This window comes from Mycobacterium sp. IDUB_5 (assembly GCF_055419565.1).
On the sequence record NZ_JBVAXX010000004.1, the window covers coordinates 595,298 to 618,466 of the forward strand.

The 23,169-nt window shown below is 69.5% G+C and carries 28 protein-coding genes; 14 read left to right on the forward strand and 14 right to left on the reverse strand.

Going from position 1 to position 23,169, the window contains the following annotated elements; genetic code table 11:
• Position 1 precedes the first annotated feature (1 nt).
• Complete coding sequence (locus tag ACZY1G_RS16000; RefSeq protein WP_463812815.1) at positions 2 to 775, forward strand: enoyl-CoA hydratase/isomerase family protein; 774 nt, start codon at positions 2 to 4, stop codon at positions 773 to 775.
• 16 nt (positions 776 to 791) lie between these two features.
• Here ACZY1G_RS16000 and ACZY1G_RS16005 read toward each other — a convergent pair whose 3' ends face one another.
• Entirely contained in the window at positions 792 to 1,880 is a 1,089-nt protein-coding gene (locus ACZY1G_RS16005) for a glycoside hydrolase 5 family protein (RefSeq protein ID WP_463814774.1), read from the reverse strand.
• Positions 1,881 to 2,208: 328 nt separating this feature from the next.
• On the opposite strand from ACZY1G_RS16005, the gene ACZY1G_RS16010 reads away from it, so the two are divergent.
• Positions 2,209 to 3,429 (forward strand): MFS transporter, encoded by a 1,221-nt coding sequence (locus tag ACZY1G_RS16010; RefSeq protein ID WP_463823015.1) that lies wholly within the window; start codon positions 2,209 to 2,211, stop codon positions 3,427 to 3,429.
• On the opposite strand, the gene ACZY1G_RS16015 is transcribed toward ACZY1G_RS16010, so the two are convergent.
• From ACZY1G_RS16015 to ACZY1G_RS16025, 3 genes are read right to left on the reverse strand one after another with little or no spacing between them, the layout of a single operon-like run.
• Entirely contained in the window at positions 3,426 to 3,764 is a 339-nt protein-coding gene (locus ACZY1G_RS16015; protein ID WP_463812816.1) for a heme-binding protein, read from the reverse strand. The genes ACZY1G_RS16010 and ACZY1G_RS16015 overlap by 4 nt on opposite strands.
• Positions 3,765 to 3,781: 17 nt before the next feature.
• The gene (locus ACZY1G_RS16020; protein WP_463812817.1) at positions 3,782 to 4,045 is read right to left on the reverse strand and encodes a hypothetical protein; all 264 of its coding nucleotides are present in this window, start codon (positions 4,043 to 4,045) and stop codon (positions 3,782 to 3,784) included.
• The gene (locus tag ACZY1G_RS16025) at positions 4,038 to 4,319 is read right to left on the reverse strand and encodes a hypothetical protein (protein WP_463814776.1); all 282 of its coding nucleotides are present in this window, start codon (positions 4,317 to 4,319) and stop codon (positions 4,038 to 4,040) included. The genes ACZY1G_RS16020 and ACZY1G_RS16025 overlap by 8 nt, the downstream gene beginning before the upstream one ends.
• 135 nt (positions 4,320 to 4,454) lie before the next feature.
• Here ACZY1G_RS16025 and ACZY1G_RS16030 point away from each other — a divergent pair, with 135 nt between their 5' ends.
• Positions 4,455 to 5,801, forward strand: coding sequence for an acyltransferase family protein (locus tag ACZY1G_RS16030; protein WP_463822917.1), 1,347 nt, complete (start codon positions 4,455 to 4,457; stop codon positions 5,799 to 5,801).
• 67 nt (positions 5,802 to 5,868) lie between these two features.
• Here ACZY1G_RS16030 and ACZY1G_RS16035 read toward each other — a convergent pair whose 3' ends face one another.
• Complete coding sequence (locus ACZY1G_RS16035; protein ID WP_463822918.1) at positions 5,869 to 6,054, reverse strand: hypothetical protein; 186 nt, start codon at positions 6,052 to 6,054, stop codon at positions 5,869 to 5,871.
• Between the two features lie 202 nt (positions 6,055 to 6,256).
• Here ACZY1G_RS16035 and ACZY1G_RS16040 point away from each other — a divergent pair, with 202 nt between their 5' ends.
• Positions 6,257 to 6,400: a hypothetical protein gene (locus ACZY1G_RS16040; protein ID WP_463812820.1), complete on the forward strand. Its 144-nt coding sequence runs from the start codon at positions 6,257 to 6,259 to the stop codon at positions 6,398 to 6,400.
• A 63-nt stretch (positions 6,401 to 6,463) separates the two neighbouring features.
• On the opposite strand, the gene ACZY1G_RS16045 is transcribed toward ACZY1G_RS16040, so the two are convergent.
• Positions 6,464 to 7,597, reverse strand: coding sequence for a CynX/NimT family MFS transporter (locus tag ACZY1G_RS16045; protein ID WP_463814777.1), 1,134 nt, complete (start codon positions 7,595 to 7,597; stop codon positions 6,464 to 6,466).
• A gap of 213 nt (positions 7,598 to 7,810) precedes the next feature.
• Here ACZY1G_RS16045 and ACZY1G_RS16050 point away from each other — a divergent pair, with 213 nt between their 5' ends.
• From ACZY1G_RS16050 to ACZY1G_RS16070, 5 genes are read left to right on the forward strand one after another with little or no spacing between them, the layout of a single operon-like run.
• Positions 7,811 to 9,442, forward strand: a complete 1,632-nt coding sequence (locus ACZY1G_RS16050) for a PP2C family protein-serine/threonine phosphatase (protein WP_463823016.1) — start codon at positions 7,811 to 7,813, stop codon at positions 9,440 to 9,442.
• Entirely contained in the window at positions 9,439 to 10,494 is a 1,056-nt protein-coding gene (locus tag ACZY1G_RS16055; protein ID WP_463822919.1) for a cobalamin B12-binding domain-containing protein, read from the forward strand. Before ACZY1G_RS16050 ends, ACZY1G_RS16055 begins: the two co-directional genes overlap by 4 nt.
• Positions 10,491 to 10,841, forward strand: coding sequence for an STAS domain-containing protein (locus ACZY1G_RS16060; protein ID WP_463822920.1), 351 nt, complete (start codon positions 10,491 to 10,493; stop codon positions 10,839 to 10,841). Before ACZY1G_RS16055 ends, ACZY1G_RS16060 begins: the two co-directional genes overlap by 4 nt.
• A 7-nt stretch (positions 10,842 to 10,848) precedes the next feature.
• Positions 10,849 to 11,637, forward strand: coding sequence for a DNA-formamidopyrimidine glycosylase family protein (locus ACZY1G_RS16065; RefSeq protein ID WP_463822921.1), 789 nt, complete (start codon positions 10,849 to 10,851; stop codon positions 11,635 to 11,637).
• Between the two features lie 32 nt (positions 11,638 to 11,669).
• Complete coding sequence (locus ACZY1G_RS16070; protein ID WP_463822922.1) at positions 11,670 to 12,341, forward strand: alpha/beta hydrolase; 672 nt, start codon at positions 11,670 to 11,672, stop codon at positions 12,339 to 12,341.
• An 18-nt stretch (positions 12,342 to 12,359) separates the two neighbouring features.
• Here ACZY1G_RS16070 and ACZY1G_RS16075 read toward each other — a convergent pair whose 3' ends face one another.
• Entirely contained in the window at positions 12,360 to 13,079 is a 720-nt protein-coding gene (locus tag ACZY1G_RS16075) for an SDR family NAD(P)-dependent oxidoreductase (protein WP_463822923.1), read from the reverse strand.
• A gap of 73 nt (positions 13,080 to 13,152) precedes the next feature.
• Between ACZY1G_RS16075 and ACZY1G_RS16080 the strand changes: the two genes are divergently transcribed.
• Positions 13,153 to 13,692, forward strand: a complete 540-nt coding sequence (locus ACZY1G_RS16080) for a TetR/AcrR family transcriptional regulator (RefSeq protein ID WP_463822924.1) — start codon at positions 13,153 to 13,155, stop codon at positions 13,690 to 13,692.
• A gap of 9 nt (positions 13,693 to 13,701) precedes the next feature.
• Here ACZY1G_RS16080 and ACZY1G_RS16085 read toward each other — a convergent pair whose 3' ends face one another.
• From ACZY1G_RS16085 to ACZY1G_RS16105, 5 genes are read right to left on the reverse strand one after another with little or no spacing between them, the layout of a single operon-like run.
• Positions 13,702 to 14,133 carry an acyl-CoA thioesterase gene (locus ACZY1G_RS16085; protein WP_463822925.1) on the reverse strand — a complete coding sequence of 144 codons (432 nt, stop codon included), beginning with the start codon at positions 14,131 to 14,133 and terminating at the stop codon, positions 13,702 to 13,704.
• Complete coding sequence (locus ACZY1G_RS16090; protein ID WP_463822926.1) at positions 14,126 to 15,421, reverse strand: hydroxyacid-oxoacid transhydrogenase; 1,296 nt, start codon at positions 15,419 to 15,421, stop codon at positions 14,126 to 14,128. The genes ACZY1G_RS16085 and ACZY1G_RS16090 overlap by 8 nt, the downstream gene beginning before the upstream one ends.
• Positions 15,418 to 16,305: an EamA family transporter gene (locus tag ACZY1G_RS16095; protein ID WP_463822927.1), complete on the reverse strand. Its 888-nt coding sequence runs from the start codon at positions 16,303 to 16,305 to the stop codon at positions 15,418 to 15,420. The genes ACZY1G_RS16090 and ACZY1G_RS16095 overlap by 4 nt, the downstream gene beginning before the upstream one ends.
• Positions 16,306 to 16,341: 36 nt before the next feature.
• A complete protein-coding gene (locus tag ACZY1G_RS16100; protein ID WP_463812830.1) occupies positions 16,342 to 16,776 on the reverse strand; it encodes an SRPBCC family protein in 435 nt (144 codons plus the stop codon).
• A gap of 8 nt (positions 16,777 to 16,784) precedes the next feature.
• Positions 16,785 to 17,630, reverse strand: a complete 846-nt coding sequence (locus ACZY1G_RS16105) for a lysophospholipid acyltransferase family protein (RefSeq protein WP_463814779.1) — start codon at positions 17,628 to 17,630, stop codon at positions 16,785 to 16,787.
• A gap of 83 nt (positions 17,631 to 17,713) precedes the next feature.
• Between ACZY1G_RS16105 and ACZY1G_RS16110 the strand changes: the two genes are divergently transcribed.
• Positions 17,714 to 18,556: an acyl-CoA thioesterase gene (locus ACZY1G_RS16110; RefSeq protein ID WP_463822928.1), complete on the forward strand. Its 843-nt coding sequence runs from the start codon at positions 17,714 to 17,716 to the stop codon at positions 18,554 to 18,556.
• Positions 18,557 to 18,584: 28 nt separating this feature from the next.
• Positions 18,585 to 19,415: a formate/nitrite transporter family protein gene (locus ACZY1G_RS16115; protein WP_463822929.1), complete on the forward strand. Its 831-nt coding sequence runs from the start codon at positions 18,585 to 18,587 to the stop codon at positions 19,413 to 19,415.
• Here ACZY1G_RS16115 and ACZY1G_RS16120 read toward each other — a convergent pair.
• Positions 19,412 to 20,875: an amidase gene (locus tag ACZY1G_RS16120; protein WP_463822930.1), complete on the reverse strand. Its 1,464-nt coding sequence runs from the start codon at positions 20,873 to 20,875 to the stop codon at positions 19,412 to 19,414. The genes ACZY1G_RS16115 and ACZY1G_RS16120 overlap by 4 nt on opposite strands.
• A gap of 135 nt (positions 20,876 to 21,010) precedes the next feature.
• Between ACZY1G_RS16120 and ACZY1G_RS16125 the strand changes: the two genes are divergently transcribed.
• Positions 21,011 to 21,496 (forward strand): hypothetical protein, encoded by a 486-nt coding sequence (locus tag ACZY1G_RS16125; RefSeq protein ID WP_463822931.1) that lies wholly within the window; start codon positions 21,011 to 21,013, stop codon positions 21,494 to 21,496.
• 1 nt (position 21,497) lies between these two features.
• Here the strand turns inward: ACZY1G_RS16125 and ACZY1G_RS16130 are convergent, their stop codons facing one another.
• Positions 21,498 to 22,325: an LLM class F420-dependent oxidoreductase gene (locus tag ACZY1G_RS16130; RefSeq protein ID WP_463822932.1), complete on the reverse strand. Its 828-nt coding sequence runs from the start codon at positions 22,323 to 22,325 to the stop codon at positions 21,498 to 21,500.
• A 96-nt stretch (positions 22,326 to 22,421) separates the two neighbouring features.
• Here ACZY1G_RS16130 and ACZY1G_RS16135 point away from each other — a divergent pair, with 96 nt between their 5' ends.
• A complete protein-coding gene (locus ACZY1G_RS16135) occupies positions 22,422 to 23,132 on the forward strand; it encodes a VIT1/CCC1 transporter family protein (protein ID WP_463812836.1) in 711 nt (236 codons plus the stop codon).
• The last annotated feature ends 37 nt before the right edge of the window (positions 23,133 to 23,169 follow it).

Here is a 23,169-nt window from a genome sequence, read left to right on the forward strand (position 1 = left end):
CATGAGCCTGGTCACCTATGAGCTCGACGGTCACGTCGCCACGATCACGCTGAATCGGCCCGAGGCCGGCAACGCCATCAACGGCGCAATGCGGCAAGAGATCAACGCGGCGTGGAACCGGTTCCGTGACGAGGAAGACGCCTGGGTCGGCATCCTGACCGCCAACGGTCGAGTGTTCTGCGCCGGCGCCGATCTCAAAGACGGGGACGGCGCGGTCGGGACGTTCGGCGGCACGTTCTGGGAGAAGCCGACCATCAACTCCTTCGAGAGCGGTATGGAGTTGTTCAAGCCGACGATCGCGGCGGTGCAGGGACCGTGCCTGGGCTACGGACTCACCGGAGTTCTGTTCTGCGACTTTGTGATTGCCAGCACCGAGGCGACGTTCGGGTTTCCCGAGGTGTCCATCGGCGTGCCGACGATCGTCGGGGCCATCCGGCTGCCACAGCGCCTGCGCTGGGCCGACGCGATGGAAGTGCTGCTCACCGGCACGCCCATCACGGCCGAACGGGCGAAGGACGTCGGACTGGTGTGGAAGCTGGTGGAACCCGACGGCCTTCTCCCCGCGGCTCAGCAGTGGGCCCGCACCCTGACCGAGGCTGCGCCGCTCGCCCAGCGGGCCACCAAGGAAGTGTCTTGGCGCACCGCCGACATGGGGTGGATCGAGTCGGTGCGGTTCGGCGAGGTGATGCGCAAGGTGGCCGGCGCGACAGCCGATGTGGCCGAAGGGATTTCGGCCTGGCGAGAGAAGCGCCGCCCGCAGTGGAAGGCCCGGTGACGGGTCAGGACAGCCATCACGACGGGCGGGGTCGCCCGGTCAGGCCGCGGATGGCAGCGATCTCTGCCGGCCGGTAGGGCTGCCCGTCGCGGGCGAGCAGGTCGTGGAACCACGGCTGCGGTTCGGCGGTATAGGGCCGGTCCCACGAATCCCACGGATAGTAGGTCTGCGTCTTGCCCGCCACGAAACCCCACGCATACGCTCCGACATTGCGGCGCTTGGTGATCGGCAGGATGTTCTCGACCGTGCAGTCCAGCGACCGGGCCATGTACTCGGTGCACAGCAGCGGGCGCCGCGTGAAGTCCAGCTCGCTGATGCGGGCGTCGAACCCGGCCGGGTTGTCGTAGCTGTGGAACGAGATCACGTCGGACTCCGCGAGCTGGATGCCCGCGATCTCACTACGCAGCCGGGCATCGGCCCACGGCCCGTCCCACACACCGCTGGTCAGCGGATGGATGGTCCCGACAGAGCGCGCCCAGCGGAACACCTGGGGTAGCAGATCGGCGACGAGCGCGAGCTTGTCGGCGCGCTCGGTGCCCCGGTACTGCTTGGCGGGGTTGTCGGGTTCGTTCCACAGATCCCACCCGAGGATGCGCCGGTCGCCGCGGAACCGGGTGAGCACGCCGACGACGTAGTCGTGCAGCACACGCTTGTAGCGCCGGTCGTCCAGATTCTCCGCGCCGGGGCTCTGCACCCAGCGGGAGTTGTGGACCCCCGGCCGCGGCGCGGCCTGCCTGCCGAGTGCCGGCAGCGGATCCCAGCAGGAGTCGAACAGGACGAACAGCGGTCGTATCCCGTGGCGCGAGGCGATGTCGACGACGTGACCCACGCGGCGCAGGAAGCCGGTGGGGTCCTGAATCCAGAGCAGGTCATGAAGGAACACCCGCACCGTGTTCAGTCCGGCCAGCCTCGCCAACCGCAACTCGACGTCGATGCGCAGCGGATCGAACGTTCCGGGCTGGAACATCTCCAGTTGGTTGACCGCGTTGCTGGGGATGTAGTTGGCGCCCACCAACCAGGCCTGTTGCTCGTACCAGCGCCCGGCACGTTCGGGCGACCAGCGGCCGTCGTCGGCCGACACCCGGGGTACCGGCGTCAACGTCATCGCCGCAGCCGCGAGGACGGACGCCTTGAGCGCGGTACGGCGGCCCAGGGCACCTCCGGGCACGGCGGAGCTGACCTGTGCGGTCGGGGGAGTCAACGCATCATCCTTTAGCAAGCCTGGGCGGGAGAACGGCCGGACACGAGCCAGCCGCCCAGTGTATCGATCCACGCACGCCAGCCGTTACGCCGAAAAGCAAGCAGCACTGGCGATTTCGCCCAGTGGACAGGATGGTCGGTCGAGGTGGGTGGCGCCGCTGTGCTATGCAGATCGGGTGACCTCAGCCCGTGATGACGCCCTCGGCCCCCGCGCCCGCGGCGCGGTGGGGCTGATGTTCGACCGCGTCTTCGGCGCGCTGTTCTGGGGAAAGATCTTCTCGGTCGTCGCCGTCTGGACCCACGGCATCGTCGCGGCGATCGTCATCTACGACGCCACGCGGTCGGCGCTGATGGTCGGGATGGTGGGCGTCGCCCAGTTCGGGCCGCAGCTCCTGCTCACCCCGACCAGCGGCAAGTGGGCCGACACCGGGAACCCTGTCCGGCAGATCCTGCTCGGCCGGATGTTCTGCGCCGTGGGCTCCGGCCTGGTGGCGGTGTGGTTGTTCGCTGCGCCCTCCGCGCACGGAACGGCGGCAGCTGCGGCGGTGCTCCTCGGGTCGCTGCTCGTCGGCTTCGGGTTCGCCGTCGGCGGTCCGGCGATGCAGTCCATCGTGCCCAGCCTGATCAGGGACGGCGAGCTGTCCACGGCCATGGCGCTCAACAGCATGCCGATGACGATCGGCCGCATTCTCGGTCCTGCTGCCGGCGCGTATCTGGCCGCCCATGTGGGACCGGCGTCCGCCTTCGCTGCGAGCGCTGGTCTGCACCTGGTGTTCGCGGCGCTTCTGATCGTGGTGCGCTTTCCCGCACCCCCGCCTCGGCGCGCCGGTGCCGACTACCGCGTGCGGGTCGCGGTCCGCTACGTCCTGCGCGACCGCCGGTTGCTGCTGGCGCTCATCGCGGTGACGGTGGTCGGCATAGCGTCGGACTCGTCGATCACCCTCACCCCGTCGGTGGCCGACGCGCTCGGCGGAGGCCCCCGGATGGTCGGCATGCTCTCGGCGGTCTTCGGTGTCGGCGCCGCGGTCGGGATGGCACTGCTGGCAGTGCTGCGCGGCCGCATCGGCGCCGATCTCGTCTCGTGGTTCGGCCTGTGGGGCCTGGCTGCCGGCTGTGCGGTGTTGGCCGTCGGGACGGTGGCCGCTGTCGCCGTCGCCGGGTTCGCGCTGGCCGGCCTGGGGTTCGGATGGGCGATGACAGGGCTCGGCACCGTCGTGCAGGAGCAGGCGCCCGAGGAGCTCCGCGGCCGCATCATGGCGCTGTGGCTGGTGGGTTTCCTCGGCTCACGCCCGTTGGCGGCCGTCCTGCTCGGCGGGACCGCCGACGCCGTCAGCGTGTACGCCGCGTTCGGCGTCGCGGCCGTGCTGTGCGGTGCCGTGGTGGTGCTGTGCCGACCACGTCAGATGACCCCGTCGACCGGGACGGCTCGGGCCGCGTCACCGCACAGCGGTTAGCCGCAGCGGGCGCGGAAGTCGACCGAGGGCTGCCGGATCGCGCGCAGCGAGTCACCCACGTCCGGGCGGGCGGCGATGTACGCCTCGACCGCGGTCTTCATGTCCTCGCGGCTCTTGTCCCGCAGGCTGGTGAAGAAGTCGTTCACGTCCGGGTGGGTGAACAGATACGCCGAGGTGGCGGCGGTGACGCCGGCCATCACGCCTGCCAGGTCGGCGGCCGTGCAGTTCGGCGGCGGGGGCGGCGCCGGCTGGGCGGACGCCGGGACCGCGACGGCCAACAGCGCCGCTGCCGAGGCGAGTGCCGCCATCACGGCGCTGGGGAGGAAAGTTCTCATGGTGCTCCTGTTCGGATTCAGTTGCGGCCGGGCGTGAAGATGATCGAGAGCCCGCCGTCGTCGCAGTACCAGTCGTAGTCGCAGGGATAGGGCCACGCGGGTCCGGTGTCGAGCGTTCCGGGACCCTGCCCGTTGTCGGTGCCACGCACGGAGCCCTGCGAGCAGACCGTGGTGCCGTTGGAGCTCACGCATTCCGCGCCGGCCGGCGGCGCGACCGCCAGGGTTCCGGCGACCAGTACCGACGACCCGCACAGTGCCGCGGCGGCCCCGAAGCTAGACACAGCCACTCACGCTGATGCGACGGCCGACGCTCGCGCAGACGTTGACGTTCGGCGGCGGCGGAGGCGGTGGTGGCGGCGGAGCCGCGTAGTCCTCGGGCAACGGCGCATACGCACCGGGAGGCGGCACCCACGGCGCGACCGCGTCGGCGATGTTGCCGCACCCGCTCACGGAGACGAATCGGCCGCCCACGCTGCCGCACACGTCAGCCGACGCGGTGGGTGCACACACCGCACTGCCCAGCAGCGTCGCGCCCAGACCGGCCAACACGCCCATTCGGCGATGACTCAGCAGGCACTTCACACATGAGATTCTGACGCTGCCGTCAGCCTCAGTCTGCGTTTCGCACGGATCGGTGACTTCGCGTGTCGGCTACCGTGCGAAGAGGAGACACGCGCCCCGGGAGGGTCGATGACCGAGACCGCCGCCGCCGGAGCTGCACCGCGCCAGGGCGCGCTCGACCTCTACCGGTCCGCCGCGGTGCTGCTCGTCGTGATCGGGCACTGGCTGCTGTCGGTGATGACCTACCGCGACGGCTCCTTCGGTCGGGACAACCCGCTGGTGCTGATGCCGTTCACGCAGTGGATCACGTGGTTCTTCCAGGTCGTTCCTGTGTTCTTCGCCGTCGCCGGGTATGCCAGCGCGACATCGTGGGAGCGGCAGCCCGCCGATGCGGGTACCGCAGGCCGGCAGGAGTGGATCCGGCGCCGGGTGGCCGGGACGCTGGGCCCCACCGGCGTCTATGCAGGATTCATCGTGGTGGTGATGGCGGTGCTGATGGCGCTGGGCATCAGCGGCTCGGTGCTGGAACTGGGCGGCTGGGCCGTCGCGATGCACCTGTGGTTTCTCGCCGTGTACCTGATGGTCGTCGCGCTGACGCCGCTGGCGGTTGCCGCGAACCGGCGGTGGGGGCTGCGGGTGCCCCTGGCACTGGGGACCTGCCTGGTGCTCGTCGACGTGGTCGGCATCGCGACGGACCACGCCGAGATCCGGATGGCGAACTATTTCTTCTGCTGGGCCGCGGTCTACCAGCTCGGTATCACTTTCCATGACGGCCTGACGAGCCGGCGCGTGTTGCTCGGCACGGCGGCGGCCGCTGCGCTGGCGCTGCCCGCGCTGGTGACGTGGGGCCCGTATCCCATCGCGATGATCGGTGTTCCCGGCGACCGTGTGGAGAACAGCGCACCCCCGTCGGCGGCACTGCTGGCGCTGGCCCTGGTGCAGTTCGGGGTGCTGTTCGCCCTGGCTCCGGCGCTGAACCGGGTGCTGGCACGCGGTGTCTGGCCGCGGGTGCTCGCCGTCGCGAACACGAACGTCATGGCGCTCTACCTGTGGCACATGCTGCCCGTCATCATCGTGACCTTGGTCGGCTATCCCACCGGGCTGCTGCCGCAGCCCCCGCTGGGCTCGGGCGCCTGGTGGCTGGCCCGGCTGGAGTGGGAAGTGGTGCTCGCGGTGGTCGCGGCTGCACTGTTGGCGCTGCTGCACTGGCAACGCCGATTGGTCGCGGCCGCCATGCCGACGGTCGCCGTTCCGCTCGCGGTAGCACTGGCCGAGGCGACGCTGTATGCGGGTACCGCGGCGTGTGCGCTGGCTCTGGCAGTGCTGTCGGCCCAGGGATTCGCGCCCGGCGGCCACCTCCCGGTGCTTGCGGCCGCGCTGTTCTCGGGTGGCGCACTGCTGGTCGCCGTACGCCCCCGCGCCGCGGCTCAGTCGCGGTCGGCGTCCGGCATTCCCTCGGGTGGCGGCGTCGCGTAGGCCGGGTTGGCCGGCGGCATGCCCTCCCCGGAATCGGTGACGGACTCGTCCGGATCGTCAGGGGTGGTCATCGCTGCTGCTCCCGGTCCTCGGCCACCAGATCGCGCTCGTGCTGGGTGCGCCGAGCCAATTCGTCGTCGTCGGGATGGTTTGACGCTTTGGAGTGTTCGCGATGATCGGGGTGGGGTTCCTCGGTCGGCGCCATGACCTCGTTCAGGTCGGCGGGATCACCAGAGGCTGGGTCGGTTGTCATGGCAGCGGATTTACCCGTTTCCCTTCCGGCTATTCCCGCGTGACAGCGCTCACTGTCCGCAAACTCACACGTCAGCGAGTTGATTTACGTGGAATTAACACGGGAGCATGTCTGGTTGTGCCTGCTGGGCGAGCGATCCTCGCCCCGCAGGCCACACCAAGCACCCCGGCACCCCGGGGCACGAACAAGGAGTACACGCACCATGTCTGTCGCGCAGTTCCGCGCCAACCTCAGGCTCGCCAGGGATCGGCGTCGTCTGTACGCGCGAATCCGCTCTCTGCCGGATTCGTCGATCCGCGACGAACTCGTAGCCGTCGCTGAGCGGTACGAATCCTCTCAGGGCTGACGTACGCCCACCAACGTTCTGGGGAACACCCCGGAACAGCCGTAGAAGCCGGTGACCTCGCGGTCACCGGCTTTTCTGGTACTCGTCCATCGTCACGTCCCTGGCCGCCCACAGAGCCGAGACCGCCTGTGGAACGAGGACCAGGGCGAGCACGGTCATCGCGACGGTCCACGACCCCGTCGCATCGTGCAGCGCACCGATCGCGACCGGCCCGATCGCCGCGACGACATATCCGACGCTCTGCGCCATGCCCGACACCTGGCCGGTCTGGTCGGTCGAGGTGCTGCGCAACACCATGAACAGCAGCGCGAGGCTGATCGACGCACCCGGGCCCGCCATCACCAGCATCGTCCACAGCGTCGGGGCCGAGGTCGTCGTCAGCAAGCCGACGAAACCCACGGCGGTCAGCACCAGCGCCGCCAGCGTGACCGCCCGCTGATCGGTGAACCGGCCTGCCACGATCGGCGCCAGCAGCGACATCACCAGCCCGGCCACCTGGCCGAGAGCCAGTACCGCACCCGCGCTGCTGGCCGACATGCCGCGGTCCACCAGAACCTCGGGCAGCCAGGCCGTGAACGTGTAGAAGATGAACGACTGAGACGCCATGAAGGCGGTGACGGCCCACGCGATCGGGTTCCGCCACAGCGACGGTGCCGGCCCTCCCGCGCTGATCCGGTGCACCCGGCGCAGCTGCGGCACCCACACGAGCAGCGCCACCGCCGCGCACACACCCCAACTGGCCAGCGCGAGCCGCCAGTTGCCGCCCAGCGCGCCGTCGATGGGAATGGTCAGCGCCGCGGCCGCCGCGGCCCCACCCGACAGCGTCATCGAGTACAGACCGGTCATCAGGCCCGAATGGTGCACGAAGTCGCGTTTGATCAGTGACGGCAGTACGACGTTGCAGATTCCGATGCCGACGCCGGCCAGCGCTGACCCGGCGAACAGTGCGGCCGGGGTGGGCACCAGCCTCACCGCGCTGGCGACCACGAGAACCACCATTGCCCCGAACACCGTGCGTTCGATGCCGAAACGCGCCGCGCACCGGGGTGCGAGCGGGGAGACGAGGCCGAACACCAGCACCGGCAGGGTGGTCAGCAGTCCGGTGACCCCACTTCCCCACCCCGTCGCCGACTTGATGTCTCCGACGAGGGGCGCCACCGCCACCACGGCCGGCCGCAGATTCGCCGCGACGAGCATGATCGCGACCGCCGACAGAATCGTCACAACTCCCGTCCGCGGCCGATGATGCGTTACCGTCGAAGGAACAGCTGCGGTGGTGGGGGCCTTGCTCACTTCTTCCAGAGTGGTCCGACCACCGCAGTGAAGGCAAATCGCTGAACTGCTGTACCGGCGCAGAGTGATCGAGACCATCGAATGGGGGTTGACGTGCGTAAGAACGCTACCCCCGAACTGGCCGTCGGCGCTGTCAACGGAACCATCGCCGCAGAGCCCCCGTGGGACCATGTCCCCCACCCCGTGATCGTCGTGGACGCCGATGGCGTCGTGTGCGCCGTCAGCGCCGCTGCGTTGGAGCTCCTGCCCTCTGCGCAGCCTGGCGCGGCGTTGTCCGACTGTGCCCCGGACTGGCTGAACGCCGCCCACCTGGAGCTGCCTGCCACGGCCGCCGGTGACGTCTCCGGCCGCGAGATCGAGGCGCGACCGACGCGGCTGCCGGATGGCGCGATCGCCTGGTGGCTCTTCACCGACATCGACCGGGCTCTGCTGCAGGCCCAGGAGGCCGTGGGCCGCGAACGCGACCGCGCTGCGTTCCTCGACGAGGCGTCCACCGAGCTGATGGCGTCGCTGAACGTCGAACGCTGCATGGAGGCGACGGTCCGGATGGCGGCGCGCCACCTTGCCGACGCCGCGGTCGTCGTGGCTCCCGCGACGCGCCGACAGATCTCGCTGGTGTGCGCGGGTCCGGACGGCACGGTCGTGCAACGCACCGTCGAGGGCGGCCCCGAGCTGGTGTCCGGCCTCGCGGAGGCCCTACGCGGGTTCCCACCGGTGCCGTCGCGGTGGATCGATCCGGCCACGGTTCCCGAATGGCTCATCCCCGCGGGCTTCTCCGGTCCCGTCGGGTCCGTTGTCATCACCCCGCTGCCTGGCCACGGTGTGCCGGCCGGCGCGCTGGTGTTGCTGCGGCAGACCTCGCAGATGGCGTTCAGCGATGGCGAGGAGGTGTTCGCTCGCCTCTTCGCCGCCCGCGCCGGCACGGCTCTGTCCGCCGCCCGCCTCTACGGCGAGCAGGCCGCGATCACCCGCACCCTGATGCGTGACCTGCTGCCCCCGCAGCTGCATCGCTTCCACGGTATCGAGTTGGCGGGCGGCTATCGCGCCTCGGAGGACGACCATCTCATCAGCGGAGACTTCTACGACGTCCATCAGGCGGCGAGCCCTGAAGGCGAGACCCTTGTCGTGCTCGGCGACGTGTGCGACAAGGGCCTCGAGGCCGCACTCGTCACCGGCAAGATCCGCAACACCCTGCAGGCCCTCGCGCCGCTGGCCGACGACCACTCCGGCGTGCTGCGTCTGCTCAACAGCGCGCTGCTGTCTGCCGAGCACACGAAGTTCGCCACGCTGGTGCTGGCCTCTGTGTGCCGCCGTGACGGCCAGGTCTGCCTGCGGCTGACGAGCGCCGGACATCTGGCGCCGCTGATCGTGCGCGCTGACGGGCGGGTGGAAGAGGCCGACACGCGCGGAACGCTGGTCGGGGCGCTGCCCGAGATCAGGTCGTCCACTTTCGAGACCACGCTCGCGCCTGGCGAGACCTGCCTGCTGTTCACCGACGGTGTGACCGAGGCACATGGCGGCCCGACGGGAGCGGAGATGTTCGGGGAGCCACGGTTGACCGCCGCTCTGCGCGAGTGCGCCGGCATGCCCGCCGAGGCCGTCGTCGAGCGCATCATGATGCTCACCTCGCAGTGGGTGAAGGGTCGCCCTCATGACGACATCGCCGTCGTGGCGATCACGTCCCCCCGCCGCACTCACCTCAGCGCGGTCGACGGGCACACGGCCGGGAGGTTCACGGCGTCCGCATGAGCACGACCATCGACACGCTGTGGACCGCGCTCCTCGACGGTGACGAGTACGCCGCCGCAGCAGCGGTTCTCGGTGCCGCCGACACCGGGGTCCCCTGTGAGGAACTGCTGCTCGACGTCATCGCTCCCGTGCAGCGCCGAGTGGGCGCGGAGTGGGCGGCCAACCGGATCACCGTCGTGCAGGAGCACGTCGCCACCGCCATCAACGACCGGGTGATCGCGGCTCTGGCGCACCACGGTGCGTGCCGGTCACCGGAGACGACGGCGGGCCGGGTCACGGTTGCCTGCGTAGACGGCGAGTGGCACGCGCTGCCTGCCCGGCTGCTCGCGGAGGTCCTGCGCCTGCGCGGGTGGCAGGTCGACTTCCTCGGCGCCCAGGTCCCGACGCCCCATCTGATCGCCCACCTGCATCACCACGGTCCGGACGCGGTGGCACTGTCCTGCATGATCCCGACGCGACTCCCCACCGCCCACGCCGCGATCACGGCGTGCCAGGCCGCGGGAGTTCCGGTGCTCGCCGGCGGCGCCGGCTTCGGAAGCGACGGGCGCTTCGCCTCACTGCTGGGGGCCGATGCGTGGGCGCCGGACGCGAGGACCGCCGCCACCCTGCTCGCCGACGGTGTCCCGCGTCGGACGCCGTGCGCGCCGCATCAACCCATCGACGACCTGCCGCACCTGGCCGACCAGGAATACACGATGGTCAGCACATCGGCCGGCAGTCTGGTCGCGACCACGATGACCGAGCTGGAAAGCCGCCTTCCCGCGATGCGCGACTTCACCGAGCAGCAACGCCAGCACACCGTCGAGGACATCGCGCACATCGTCGACTTCCTGGCCACCGCGCTGTACACCGACGACGATGCATTGTTCACCGACTTCGTCACCTGGACCGCCCAGATCCTCTCCGCCCGTGGGGTGCCCGCGGCGTCGCTGCCCCCCGTACTCGACGCACTAGCCGCCCGACTGTCCGAATTCCCCCGTACCCAGCGCCTCCTCGCCGCGGCACACCGTGCACTCGGCAGGGCCCCGATCGACCAGGCAGCATCCGCATGAATCTCACGCTGAGCACCGACATCGACGGCACGTGCACCACGCTGACCGTGACCGGAGACCTCGACTACGAGAGCACGCCCACGCTGGTCTCGGCCGTGACGGACCTGCTGGCCGCTTCGTCGTCGGCCACCGACCTGCGCCTCGACTTCTCCGGTCTGACGTTCTGCGACTCGGCCGGCCTGTCCGGTCTTCTGCTCGTGCGCCGCAAGACCTCCGCCGCGGGCGTGCAGCTGCACCTCGACCACCGGCCGGCACAGCTGCAGCGGCTGCTGGACATCACGGGCGTGCTGGATCACCTGACCACCCGGCCCACCCGCGAAGCGGCGAGCGAATCCCGCAGCGTCTGAGAACCGCGTGCCCGAGGGTGACACCGTCTACGCGCTGGCCCGGCGCCTCGATGACGCCCTGAGGGGCCGCACCCTCGTCCGCGGCGAGTTACGCGTGCCCGCGCACGCCACCGACGATCTCGCTGGCCAGACCGTGACGGCACACCTGACCCATGGCAAGCATCTGCTGACACGGCTGTCCGGCGACGTCACGCTGCACACCCATCTGCGCATGTCCGGTTCGTGGACGGTGTCGCCGACGGGTCGGTGGTTGCCTCGGTCGGTAATGCCCGATGTCCGGGTGCTGCTGCGCACCGACGGTCCCGCCGCCTACGGGGTGAAGCTCCCGGTGGTCGAGCTGGTGCGCACGCCCGACGAGGGGCGCTGCATCGGCCACCTCGGACCCGATCCTCTTCGCGACGACTGGGACCTCGGCGAGGCGGTCCGCCGCCTCGCCGCTGATCCGCGACGACCGCTCGTCGCCGCACTGCTCGACCAGAGGTGTGTCGCCGGTTTCGGCAATCTGTGGGCCAATGAGCTGTGTTTCCTGCGAGGGCATGATCCGTGGACACCGGTCGGGCAGGTCGACGTCGCCAGGTTGTTGGAGCTGGGTGCGCGGGCACTGCGCCATTCGGCGACGGTTCCGGGCGCGATGCAGGTGACGACCGGGGTGCGACGCAAAGGCGAGCAGCACTGGGTGGCCGGTCGCGCAGGCCGTCCGTGTCTGCGCTGCGGGACGGCGGTGCGGGTGGTCGCCGAGGTGGCAGGAGATCCGGAACGCAGGCGCACCTGGTGGTGCCCGACCTGTCAGCGATGAATCGAATGGTCGGCGCTGGGCACCCGAGGGTTATGGACACCATCGAGTACGCACCCGGCCGCCGCGCGGACATCTACGGGGAGCCGGCCGATGCGCCACTGCTGCTGTGGCACGGGACCCAGACCGACGCCCGTGCCACCGTCGCGCGGCTGGCCACCGCTCTTGCCGAATGGGGCTTCGGAGTGGTGGCGCCCGATTGGGATTCGCATGCACCGGATCATGGCCGGGCGGACCTGCTGGCGTCGGTCGACTGCGTGCGGGGTTGGGCGGCCGCCCCGGATCGGCTCACGCTAGTCGGGTGGTCACTCGGGGGTGCTGCGGCTGCGGGTCTGACGCTGCACGCCGACGACCTGCAGGTGCCGCTGGCGCATACGGTGTGTCTGGCCGGGGCGTTCATGGCGGCCGACCCGATCAGCGGGGCGCCGCCGGCCGATGCGCTGCCGCGAGCCGCGCCCGGCGCGCCGTTCACGCTGCTGCACGGCCGGGCCGACGACGTCGTCGGCGTGGAGGTGAGCCGTCGGTTCGCCCAGCGGCTGGACTCCGCCGGATGGCCTGTGCGCGTGGTCGAACTCGACACCGACCACGGTGCGATCGCCGGAGCGCGCTACGACGCCGCGGCTGACCGTTACGCACCGTCGGACGATCCGTCCGCACTGCTCGCTGCTCAGCAGGTGGCTGAGCTCATTGCGGCTGTGCGGCACTAGTTTCCGTCACCCGTTCCGTCACCATGGCACTGTCTCGCCGAAGCGGTCGAGGAAGCGAAGACCCGGCACACCGCGCTGCGCGTCCACCGTGTCGACGAGTGGGGGGATGCTGTCGCTGATTTCGGGCATGGCACCGGGGCCACCCATCGTGGTCTTCACCCACCCGGGCGCCATGAGCAACAGCGTCCGGGTGGTGTCGGCATGCCGGGCGGCGTAGCTACGGAACATCTGGTTGAGAGCCGATTTGGTCGCCCGGTAGACCTCGAAGCCGCCGCTGGTGTTGTTGGCGAGGCTGCCTTGGCCAGATGACATGACCGCGATCGTCCCGACCGCGTCGACCAGGTCCTGCAAACGCTCGACGGTACGCATGACGCCCAGGACGTTGGTGTCCATCATGCGGTGGAAGTCGTCGGTGTCGATATCGGCGCCGACGGCGGACCGTTCGGCAAGCGAGATGCCCGCGACGACGAACATCAGGTCGAACGTCTGGCCCGCCAGATGCGCCTTCAGCGCCTCGATCTCGTCCTGGTCGGTGATGTCGACGTGCTCGACGACTACCGCGTCAGGATGCCGACGTGCGAATTCGGTGAGGGGCGAGGGCGCGCCGTCCCTCACTGTTGCCGCCACGTGGGCGCCGCGAGCGACATACGTCTCCACGATCGCTTCACCCAACCCTCGGGAGGCTCCGATGACGAGCACGTTCCGGTTCGGGGTCGTCACGGTGTGCGAGGTGCTCATGGTTGCTCCGTTCTTCACTCATCACCTGTTGAGTGAATGTACCAGGTTCACTCAACGTGTGTAGAGTGACGGTGTGCGGGAGGGGCTGAGCAGGGCCGAGCGACGAGCTGCGACGGCGGCCAAGATCCTCGAGGCGGCGCAATATGAATTCGGCGCTCGCGGTGAAGACGGCGCGACGATTCGCGGTATCGCGCGGCGGGCAGGGGTCGATCCGTCGCTGGTGCTCCAGCACTACGGCTCGAAGCAGTCGCTGTTCGCATTGGCGGTGCGGCCTGCGATCGACCTGACCGGTGACGACATCCCTGCGCATCTGGCCGAGGTGCTGCAGACGAGACTGCGCGAATTACCCGCTCCGACACGAGCATTGATGCGTTCGATGCTGACGTCGCCGGAGGCCGCCGGCGTGATGCGCGAATACCTGGAAGAACGCACCGCCAATCTTGCCCACGCGATGAGCGGTGACGACACCGAACTCCGTGCGGCACTCATCGTGTCGAGCATTCTCGGCATCACCGTCGCGAGGCATTTTCTCGACCTCGCGCCGCTGATGAACGCCGATGACGCGCAGGTGTCCGCGGTCACCGACACCTGGCTGGCGCTGTTCGGGGAGTAGTGGCTTTGGCTATGGTTGTGCGGCAATGGTTTCCAGCGCGGTGCGGATCCGCTCGGGAATCGGTACCGCCTTTCGCTCCGCGCGGTCGACGAACACATGAACGAAGCGGCCGCGGGCCAGCGCCGCCGTGTCGTCGGCACCGAAGACCGCCACACCCCAGGTGACCGATCGTCGGGACATCGCATCGACGCGCAGACCCGCCCGGAGTTGGTCCGGGTAGGCGGCCGGGGCGCTGTAGGTGCACGACGACTCCACCACGAGCGCGATGACCGGTGAAGTGTGGATGTCGAGGCCGCCCTCGGTGATCAGGAAGTGGTTGGCGACGGTGTCGAAGTAGCTGTAGTAGGTGACGTTGTTGACGTGGCCGTACACGTCGTTGTCCATCCACCGGGTGGCGATAGGCAGGACGTAGCCGTAGCTGTCCAGAGCTGTGTCAGGCATAGCTCAGCGCTCCGCGAAAGATGGTGGCCAACAACGCTTCGTCGACATCGATCGGTGCGTTGCCCAGCAGCCGCTGCTGCGGGAACGCCCCGGCAGCCAGGGTCTCGACGTCGGCGTCGGTGTAGCCGACGTCCGCGAGGCCGGCCGGCATCCCGACCGCGGCCATGATGCCGGTCAGATGTCCGGCGAGTACCTCGCCTGCGTCGGCGTCGGCGGCGTCCGTGACGTCGGCGCCGAGGTGGCCTGCGGCCGCGAGGTGGCGAGCCGGGTCGGCCGCCGCGGTGACCCGGAAAGCCGCCGGCGCGTTCAGAATAACCGACATGCCATGTGGCACAAGCGGTTTGTCATCGGGATAGCCGGAGGGGCGGAACTCGCGGACCTGACCGGCCACCGCATACGCCATCGCATGGGGGATGTGCACTCCCGCGTTGCCGAACGCGATGCCCGCCAGCGTCGCCGCCCACATCGTCTGCTCGCGAGCCTCCCGGTCCGACGCGTCGGTGACGGCACGCACCAGGTAGCGGCCGAGCAGCGCCAGGGCTTCGCGGCTGCCCAGGTCGCTCCACGGGTTGGCGCCCTGGCTCATGGGTCGGGCGCTGGCCCGCGCCGGTGCCGTACGCCGGGTGAACGGCCGGGCGGTGTAGGACTCCAGCGCATGGGACAGCACGTCGAGTCCGCTGCAGGCGACGACCTCGCCGGGCAGGGTGTCGGTGCTGTCGGGGTCGACGAGCGCTTCGGAGGGCCGCAGTGCGGGGCTGGCGATGCCGGTCTTGGCGTGCAGCGACAGCAGATCGAAGATCGCGATGCCGGTGACTTCGCTTCCGGTACCCGACGTCGTCGGGCAGGCGATGTGCGGCGCCAGCGGTCCGGGAACCGGCCGTCCCTCTCCGATCGGAGCGTTGACGTAGGCGGAGAAGTCGGCGGGATGGCTGGCGTAGAGGTTGGCGGCTTTGGCGGTGTCGATGACCGATCCGCCGCCGACCGACACGTATCCGTCAGGTCGGGAGTCCGTGGCGAAAGCCGCTGCGGCACGGAAGGATTCGTCGGTGGGCTCGACAGCCACCTCGGCATAGGTGACGACGTCGAGGCCCGCATCACCTAATGACCGCTGTGCATCGGCGAACAGTTCCAGCCGGGCGACCGACGGATCGGTGAACAGCGCGACACGACGCATCCCCAGCGCCGCGGCCCGGTCCCCCACCTCGCGGATACAGCCGCGGCCGAATGTGATGCGGGAGGCGTCGACGGTGAATGCGGTGTCGAGGCCTGCCTCGTGCTGACAGCTCATGGCTCGATTGTGCCGCCGGCGTCACGGTGGCTGCGGGCGGCCCACGCACTGACCGCCAGGGCGGCCATCACCGCGGCGATACCGGCAGCCTCGGCGACGGTGGGCCGCTGCGCGAGAGCGAGGGCGCCGACCACGGCTGCGGTGGCGGGCAGCAATGCCAGCAGCAGTGCGAAGCGGGCCCTGCCGATCGTGGCCAGCACCGGTTGATCCAACGCGTACGGAATGGCGCTGGAGAGCACTCCGATACCCGCGCCCCACAGCCAGGTTCGGGGTTCGGCGAGCACAGACGCGTCGACGGCGACCTGCGTCGCGAGCAGTAACGGCGCGCTGACCAGGGCAGCGACACCCATGCCCACGGCCAGCGAGTCCAGCCCGCCCCCCGCGTCGGCGACTCTCTTGCCGAGCACGATGTACCCCGCCCACAGCGCGGCGGCCAGCAGCGCGAAGGCCACACCCACCGTGTCCACATCGGACTGCGCCCCCGCCAGCAGGTAGACGCCCGCGCCGACGAGCCCCGCCGCCAGGTAGTCGAGGGGGCGGCGGGAGCCCAGCACCGCGACGGCCACCGGCCCGGTGAATTCGATGGCGACGGCGGTGCCGAGCGGAATCCGGGCGATCGCCTCGTAGAACGCGATGTTCATCGCGAGGGTGACGGCGCCGAACGCCGCGGCGGCACCCAGGCCGCGCCGGGTCCAGCCGTGGCGCCACGGCCGTCGCCACGCGAGCAGCACCACCGCGGCGCCCAGTGCACGCAGCCACGCCACGGTCGCGGGCTCGGTGGTCGCGAACAGCCACACGCCGATTGCCGCGCCGCCGTACTGCGAGATCGCGCCGACGACGAAGAACAGCGGTACCGACCAGGTCGGGATCGCACGCGCGGGCACGCCTGCGAGTACAGCAGAGTCAGTACCGGCCCGACATCAGTGCTCGACGAGATCCTTGAGCCGTCGCAGCGTTTCGTCCATCGTGCGGGTGACCTGGCTGGCGGCGACGCGGTCGGCGATCAGTCCCAGCAATCCGCCGGGCGCCTCGTACGCAAGCCGGAACGTCACCTTCGTGCGGCCGTCACCGACGTCGCGCATCCGGAAGCGACCCCGAAGCGTGATGCCGGTGATGCCGATCCACGCCAGGTCGCGGGGCTCGTCGAACTCGGACACCTCGATCACCCCGCCGATGGGCACCGAGCCCACCTTCCAGTGCACGGTGTAGCGCGCACCCGCGCCGGCCGGAGAGTCGGTGGCGATCTCCCAGCGCTCCAGGTTGGCCATGAACTCGGGGTAGCAGCCGGGATCGCTGATGTGTTTCCACACGAGGTGCGGTTCGGCGTCGACGACGATGCTGCGTGAGAGTCGCATCGCTACACCTATCCGATCACCGGGAAGCGCCGCTCGGCCGCCAACCGATCCACGGCCCCCTGCAGGCTGGCCAGCACGCGGTCGTTGACGTCGTCGTCGTCGGAGTCGGCGATGTCGGAGGCCTCGATGGGTTCTTGGACCTCGATGACCACCTTGGTGGGCAGCGGCAGCCGCGGCACCATGTCGCTGACCGTGATTCCCCACGGCGGTGCGAACAGGATCGGCACGCTCTTGAGCCGGGCGAGCTTGTCGACCATCAGCAGTTTGGCGAGCCACTGCCCGCGGTCGAGGAAGAGCGCGGCCTCCTGGCCGCCGACGCTGGCGATCGGGACGATCGGCACACCGGCCTCGCGCGCCAGCTTCACGTAGCCCTTGCGGCCGCCGAAATCGACCTCGTGGCGCTCCCACGACGGCCGGAACACCTCGTAGTCACCACCCGGATACACCAGAAGGGCTGCGCCCGACTTCAGGGCGAGCGTCGCGTTGTCGTGATTGGCCGCGATCGTGCCGAACTTGCGCAGAGAACCCAGCCCGGGCATGGAGACCACGAGGTTATGGGCCAGTTGGTAGAAGGGCCGCTCGACGCCGAAGTACGAGCAGAACGCCAGCGTGAACACGAAGGTGTCCGGGGGCAGATTGCCGCCGCTGTGGTTGCCGACCAGCAGCACCGGACCCTTGGCCGGGATGCGGTCCAGCCCACGCACGTCGGCCCGGAAGTACAGCGATGCCAGCAACCACAGCCCGGGCAGCTGCTCGAGGATGTAGTCGGCGTCGCGCTGATCCATGTCCGCTTTCGGCACGCGTGCCGAGATCTCGTGCTTGAGCCATTCCAGCGCATCACCGAACCCGGGCATGGCTGTGAGATTGACCACCATGGGGTCAGGGTAAACCTGCACCCGATCCTGGGAGCTGGCGAACGTCGTGCAAGATCGCCGGCATGGGCTCTTCCCCGAACTCCTCGCTGGTCGACGTCCTCGCCTCGTTGGACCTGACGCGGATCGACGCGCGCTCGTTCAGCGGCGAGCAGCTGCCCGCCCCCGCCAACCACATCCTCGGCGGGCACATCTCGGCGCAGGCTCTGTTGGCCGCGAGCCTCACCTCGCCCGACCGCACCCCGCACAGCGTGCACGTCTACTTCTTGCGTCCCGGCGATGCCCGCCGGCCCGTCCGGTTCGATGTCGTCGACCTGCAGGAGGGCCGCACGTTCTCGGCACGCCGGGTGACGGCCCGCCAGGAGGATCAGATCCTGCTCGAGGCGATGTCGTCCTTCACTGCGCTGACACCGGGGCCGACCGCCGACGGGTATCAGCCCACGTGCCCGGAGGTGCCCGCGCCGGAATCGCTGCCTGTGGTCGCGCCACACCTCGCGGAATCGTCGGAGGCGACGGCAGGGCAGTGGGCCAGCCTGCGCTGGTTCGAGCGGCGGATCGTCGATGCCGCGTCGACGCCGCCTGCGCGCAGCCGGATCTGGTGGCGCCCCGACGGTCCCCTCCCCGATCAGGATCCGGTGCGGACGGCGGCATTGGTCGCCTACCTGTCGGCGGTGACGCTGACCGAGCCCGTGTACCGGGCGCGCGGCAGGGTCGGCGTCTCGCTGCAGCGTGACCACTCGGTGTGGTTCCACGCCCCGGCCGACCTGTCCGACTGGCTGCTCTACGACCAGTGCTCGCCCAGCAGTACCGGTGCGCTGGCGTTGGGCAGCGGCTCGATGTTCAACCGCGACGGCCGGCTGGTGTGCACCGTGCGCCAGGAGTTGTATTTCGCACCCCCTCGGGGGTGACCCGGCCGCAAGCGGGTACCCGCGCGCGATGGACACCGACCAGCGCGAACTCGGCGATTCCGACAGCCCGATCGAGGACGCCCTCGAACAGGCCTTCAATCGGATGGTCGACGAGGGGACCCAGCGTCTGCACCGAAGTGTCCGCGAAGTTCTGGTCACCGGATTCTTCGGTGGCACCGAGGTGGCGATGGGTGTGCTCGCCTACCTGTCGGTGCTGCTGGCCACGGGCAACCCGCTGCTGGCCGGGCTGGCCTTCTCGGTCGGGTTCCTGGCGCTGCTGCTGGGCCGCAGCGAGCTGTTCACCGAGGGCTTCCTGGTTCCGGTCACCACCGTGGTCGCCAAACGCGCGAGCGTCGCGCAGCTGCTGAAGCTCTGGGCCGGCACGCTCGCGGCGAATCTGGTCGGTGGCTGGCTGATCATGTGGCTGGTGATGACGGCGTTCCCGAAGCTGCACGCCCAGACGATCGAATCCGCGCAGCATTTCGTGGACGCGCCGCTGAACGCCGAATCCGTCGCGCTCGCGCTGCTGGGCGGCATGGCCATCACGCTGATGACGCGCATGCAGCACGGCACCGACTCGATGCCGGCCAAGATCGCCGCGGCGGTCGCGGGTGCGTTCCTGCTCGCCGGTCTGCAGCTGTTCCACTCGATCCTGGATTCGCTGCTGATCTTCGGCGCGCTGATCGCCGGCGGCACCTCGTTCGGCTATCTGGATTGGCTGTCCTGGTTCGGCTACACGCTCATCGGCAACATCGTCGGCGGGCTGGCGCTGGTCACGTTGCTGCGGCTGATCCGCAGCAAGGATCGGCTCAAAGAGGAACGCCGCGAGGCTGAGTCGCCGGCGGGCGAGGAACGCTAGAGCGCAGCGACGCGGTCGAACCACGGGGCGGCACGCTCCAGCTGCGCGGCGAGGCGGAGCAGTAGCGCTTCCCCGGCCAGCGGCGCGACGAACTGCACCCCGAGCGGTAGTCCGTCGGCGGTCCAGTGCAGCGGCACCGACATGGCCGGGCGGCCGGTCAGGTTCGCCAGTTGCGTGTAGGGCACCCAGCCGAGGTTGTCGTCGACCATGTCGTCGACGATCTTGGTGTACCGCAGCATCTTTGCGGTGCGGGTTCTCAGCAGCACGTCGGCGCCGCGCGCCAACGCCGCCGGCAGATCGAAGGCACCGATCTTCGGCGGCGGGCTGGCCAGCGTCGGCGTGAGCAGCAGGTCATACGAGGAGAAGTAGTCGGTGAGCCGCCGCGTGTGTTCGTGTCGGCGGGCCACGGCGTCGACGTACTCCACGGCGCCGGTGGCACGACCCAGCGCGGCCATGATCAGCGTGTCCCGCTCGAAGGATGAGTCGCCGGCGCCCGTCAGCCGCTTGGCTTCGTCGACCTGGTAGGCGAGCGTGACGAACCACGTCAGCAGGAAGTCGCGGGCCAGCGCGGCGTCGTCGAACGGCGCCTCCGGCAGCTCCTCGACGTGGTGGCCCAGCTCGGTCAGTAACCGAACGGCGTGCTCGACGGCGGCATAGGCCTCCGGATGTGGGGAAGGGGTGATCGCCGACGGGACCCGGTAACCGATCCGCAGCGGGGCGGGGTCGGCCTCCAGACCGGCGGTGAACGGCTCGGCGGGGACGGCTGGGAGGTACGGCGCGCCGGGTTCGCCACCGCGCAGCACATCGAGCATGGTCGCGGTGTCGCGAACCGACCGGGACACGACACCGTTGACGGCGGCGCCGTGCATCGGTTCGCCGGCGCTGGGACCCGACGGGATGAGGCCGCGGCCGGGTTTGAGACCGAACAGTCCGCAGCAGCCCGCCGGGATGCGGATCGAACCGCCACCGTCGCTGGCCCCCGCGCACGGGACGATGCCGGCGGCGACCGCGGCCGCCGATCCGCCCGAGGAGCCGCCGGGGCTGTGGGCGAGGTTCCATGGATTGCGCGTCGCACCGTTCGCGACAGGTTCGGTGATTCCCTTCGCGCCGAACTCCGGGGTGTTGGTCTGCCCGAAGACCACCAGGCCGGCATCGAGCCAGCGCCGCACAACCGTGGAGTGCTCGGTGGCCGGCCGCGACGCCAACGCCCGCGACCCCGAACCCGTGGGCAGGCCGGCGAAGTCCTGGCCGAGGTCCTTGATCAGGAACGGCACCCCGCGCAGCGGTCCGTCGGCGGGTTCGGGGGTGGGCACGTCGCGCACGATCGCGTTGATCCGCGGGTTGACGGCGGTGGCGCGTTCGCGGGCGACGGTCAGCAACTGGTCGGCCGACACCTGACGCGTAGCCACCAGCTCGGCCAGTCCGACGGCGTCGTACGTCCGGTAGTCCGCAAAGTCCATCACGCGACCGTAGCGCGCAATGGGAATGTTTCAATCGTTATCAACGTTTGTCTCTTTTGTCACATGGGTAACTCCTGTAACGACGCGGATGACGCGTCACACCACCGCCGAGAAAGTGACGAATGGACTATCGCCATGAACACCATTTTGTACTTCAGCACCCAGGGCCTGGTTTATGAGACTCGCGCCTACACCCGCGCCGACATCGACCGTCTCGTGCACGACCGCGGACTGCAGTCGCTGAGCAGCGCCGACCGTCAGTTCGATTTCTGGTTCAGCTCCTCGGCGGGGCTTGGCAGTAAGAGTGGTTGCCAACGCCGCGTCAACCGCCATGCCACCGAATTACTCATGGCGACGACCAATTTCACCGCCAAGAATGTTCCGCTACTGCGCGGTGCCGTCGTCGTGGCGACCCACGACGCCGACGGCGACCTCGACGGGCTGAGCTGGCAGCAGCTTGATGTCCTGTCCCAGCGCATCCGGTCCGTCAGCGATCGCGACGAGCGCCAGCTGACCCGCCGGATCGTCCGCGATCAGCGCCGCCGACGCCGCGCGGCCGTACCCGCTGCCGCTCCGTTGCAGCCCGTGGGCGCACCCCCGCGCATCGCCGCCGCGCACTGAGTCAGCCGAACTGCGCGACCCGCTCGGCCAGCTGGTCGAGGATGCTCAGCGACTCGTCGAGCGGCTTGGTCGGCAGCAGCAATCCCGCCTCTTCGAAGCCGAGATCTGCTGCCCCCTGCCAATATTCGGGATCGTTGGGCGCCAAAAACAACCGCAACGGCACCTCGTAGTCGGCTCGGTCCCGGATCTGAGCGACGCGATCACTCAGCTCCGGCAGCGGGATCGGGTTGGCCAGCCACCCGGCCCGATGCCGGACGATGCGGGTCACCGTCGCGTTCGAGTTGCCGCCGATGAACACCGGCGGATGCGGTGTACGCACGGGTTTCGGCCGGATGAAGGACGGCTCGATGTCCACGTGACGCCCGTGGTACTCGGCAGGCTCGGTGGTCCACATCGCGATGATCGCTTCGAGGCGCTCGTCGAGCAGTGCGCCGCGGGTCGCGGGGTCGGTGCCGTGCTGGCGCATCTCCTCGAGGTTCCACCCTGCGCCGACGCCGAACACGAAGCGTCCACCGGAGATCAGGTCGATACTGGCCGCTTCCTTGGCGGTGATGATCGGATCGCGCTGGATCAGCAGGGCGATCCCGGTCATCAGCTCGATCGACGACGTCACCGCCGCCGCGGCCGCCAGCGTGACGAACGGGTCCAGCGTGCGGTAGTACACCGACGGCAGGTCACCCCCGCCGGGATACGGCGTCGCCCGGCTGGCCGGAATATGAGTGTGCTCGGCGATGCCCAGCGAAGTGAAGCCACGTTCCTCGACCGCTCGGGCCAGCGACAGCGTGTCGATGGCGTCGTCGTTGACGAAAGTCGCGATACCGAACCTCATGTCTGCGAGGGTAGACCCCTCGTTTGGACAGCCACTTCTCGTTTGGGCAGGCTAGGTTTGCTGGTGACCTGTGCGGTTTATCGCTACGGTGGCGCGGTGAGCACCGAAACCCACCCCGACGAGCCTCATCTCGGTTCGGTTGCCGCCAAGCTGAATTGGTTGCGGGCCGGAGTCTTGGGGGCCAACGACGGGATCGTCTCGACCGCGGGTCTGGTGGTCGGCGTCGCAGCTGCGACCGCAGAGCGGGCGCCGATCCTGACCGCCGGCATCGCCGGCCTCGCTGCCGGTGCGGTGTCGATGGCCCTGGGCGAGTACGTCTCGGTGAGCACCCAGCGTGACACGGAGAAGGCGCTACTGAACAAGGAGCAGCGGGAACTGCGTGACGATCCCGCTGCAGAACTCGACGAGCTCGCGGCGCTCTACGAGGCCAAGGGCCTGAATCCGGCCACGGCACGCACGGTCGCCGAAGAGCTCTCCTCGCATGACGCGTTCACCGCGCATGCCGAGGCCGAATTAGGCATCACGCCAGGCGAATACACGAATCCGTGGCAGGCGGCGCTGTCCTCGGCCCTGTCGTTCACCGTCGGTGCGCTGCTGCCGATCATCGCGATCATTCTTCCGCCGACGGCGTGGCGGGTGCCGGTCACCGTGGTGGCCGTGCTGGCCGCGCTGCTGCTCACCGGCGCGGTGTCGGCAGGGCTCGGCGGCGCACCCAAGCAACGTGCCATGGCCCGCAACGTGATCGGCGGCGGCCTGGCGCTGCTGATCACCTACGGGATCGGGCACGTGGTCGGCGCCACCGTCTGAGTCGCGGTGTAACGCTCGTCGAGCTGGGTATAGACCC

Bases quoted from the DNA above. Each gene is read 5' to 3' on its own strand.
- ACZY1G_RS16000 (WP_463812815.1), top strand. From the start codon at position 2: ATGAGCCTGGTCACCTATGAGCTCGACGGTCACGTCGCCACGATCACG.
- ACZY1G_RS16005 (WP_463814774.1), bottom strand. From the start codon at position 1,880: ATGACGTTGACGCCGGTACCCCGGGTGTCGGCCGACGACGGCCGCTGG.
- ACZY1G_RS16010 (WP_463823015.1), top strand. From the start codon at position 2,209: ATGTTCGACCGCGTCTTCGGCGCGCTGTTCTGGGGAAAGATCTTCTCG.
- ACZY1G_RS16015 (WP_463812816.1), bottom strand. From the start codon at position 3,764: ATGAGAACTTTCCTCCCCAGCGCCGTGATGGCGGCACTCGCCTCGGCA.
- ACZY1G_RS16025 (WP_463814776.1), bottom strand. From the start codon at position 4,319: ATGGGCGTGTTGGCCGGTCTGGGCGCGACGCTGCTGGGCAGTGCGGTG.
- ACZY1G_RS16030 (WP_463822917.1), top strand. From the start codon at position 4,455: ATGACCGAGACCGCCGCCGCCGGAGCTGCACCGCGCCAGGGCGCGCTC.
- ACZY1G_RS16035 (WP_463822918.1), bottom strand. From the start codon at position 6,054: ATGACAACCGACCCAGCCTCTGGTGATCCCGCCGACCTGAACGAGGTC.
- ACZY1G_RS16040 (WP_463812820.1), top strand. From the start codon at position 6,257: ATGTCTGTCGCGCAGTTCCGCGCCAACCTCAGGCTCGCCAGGGATCGG.
- ACZY1G_RS16045 (WP_463814777.1), bottom strand. From the start codon at position 7,597: ATGCTCGTCGCGGCGAATCTGCGGCCGGCCGTGGTGGCGGTGGCGCCC.
- ACZY1G_RS16055 (WP_463822919.1), top strand. From the start codon at position 9,439: ATGAGCACGACCATCGACACGCTGTGGACCGCGCTCCTCGACGGTGAC.
- ACZY1G_RS16060 (WP_463822920.1), top strand. From the start codon at position 10,491: ATGAATCTCACGCTGAGCACCGACATCGACGGCACGTGCACCACGCTG.
- ACZY1G_RS16070 (WP_463822922.1), top strand. From the start codon at position 11,670: ATGGACACCATCGAGTACGCACCCGGCCGCCGCGCGGACATCTACGGG.
- ACZY1G_RS16075 (WP_463822923.1), bottom strand. From the start codon at position 13,079: ATGAGCACCTCGCACACCGTGACGACCCCGAACCGGAACGTGCTCGTC.
- ACZY1G_RS16085 (WP_463822925.1), bottom strand. From the start codon at position 14,133: ATGCCTGACACAGCTCTGGACAGCTACGGCTACGTCCTGCCTATCGCC.
- ACZY1G_RS16090 (WP_463822926.1), bottom strand. From the start codon at position 15,421: ATGAGCTGTCAGCACGAGGCAGGCCTCGACACCGCATTCACCGTCGAC.
- ACZY1G_RS16100 (WP_463812830.1), bottom strand. From the start codon at position 16,776: ATGCGACTCTCACGCAGCATCGTCGTCGACGCCGAACCGCACCTCGTG.
- ACZY1G_RS16105 (WP_463814779.1), bottom strand. From the start codon at position 17,630: ATGCCCGGGTTCGGTGATGCGCTGGAATGGCTCAAGCACGAGATCTCG.
- ACZY1G_RS16110 (WP_463822928.1), top strand. From the start codon at position 17,714: ATGGGCTCTTCCCCGAACTCCTCGCTGGTCGACGTCCTCGCCTCGTTG.
- ACZY1G_RS16115 (WP_463822929.1), top strand. From the start codon at position 18,585: ATGGACACCGACCAGCGCGAACTCGGCGATTCCGACAGCCCGATCGAG.
- ACZY1G_RS16120 (WP_463822930.1), bottom strand. From the start codon at position 20,875: ATGGACTTTGCGGACTACCGGACGTACGACGCCGTCGGACTGGCCGAG.
- ACZY1G_RS16125 (WP_463822931.1), top strand. From the start codon at position 21,011: ATGAACACCATTTTGTACTTCAGCACCCAGGGCCTGGTTTATGAGACT.
- ACZY1G_RS16130 (WP_463822932.1), bottom strand. From the start codon at position 22,325: ATGAGGTTCGGTATCGCGACTTTCGTCAACGACGACGCCATCGACACG.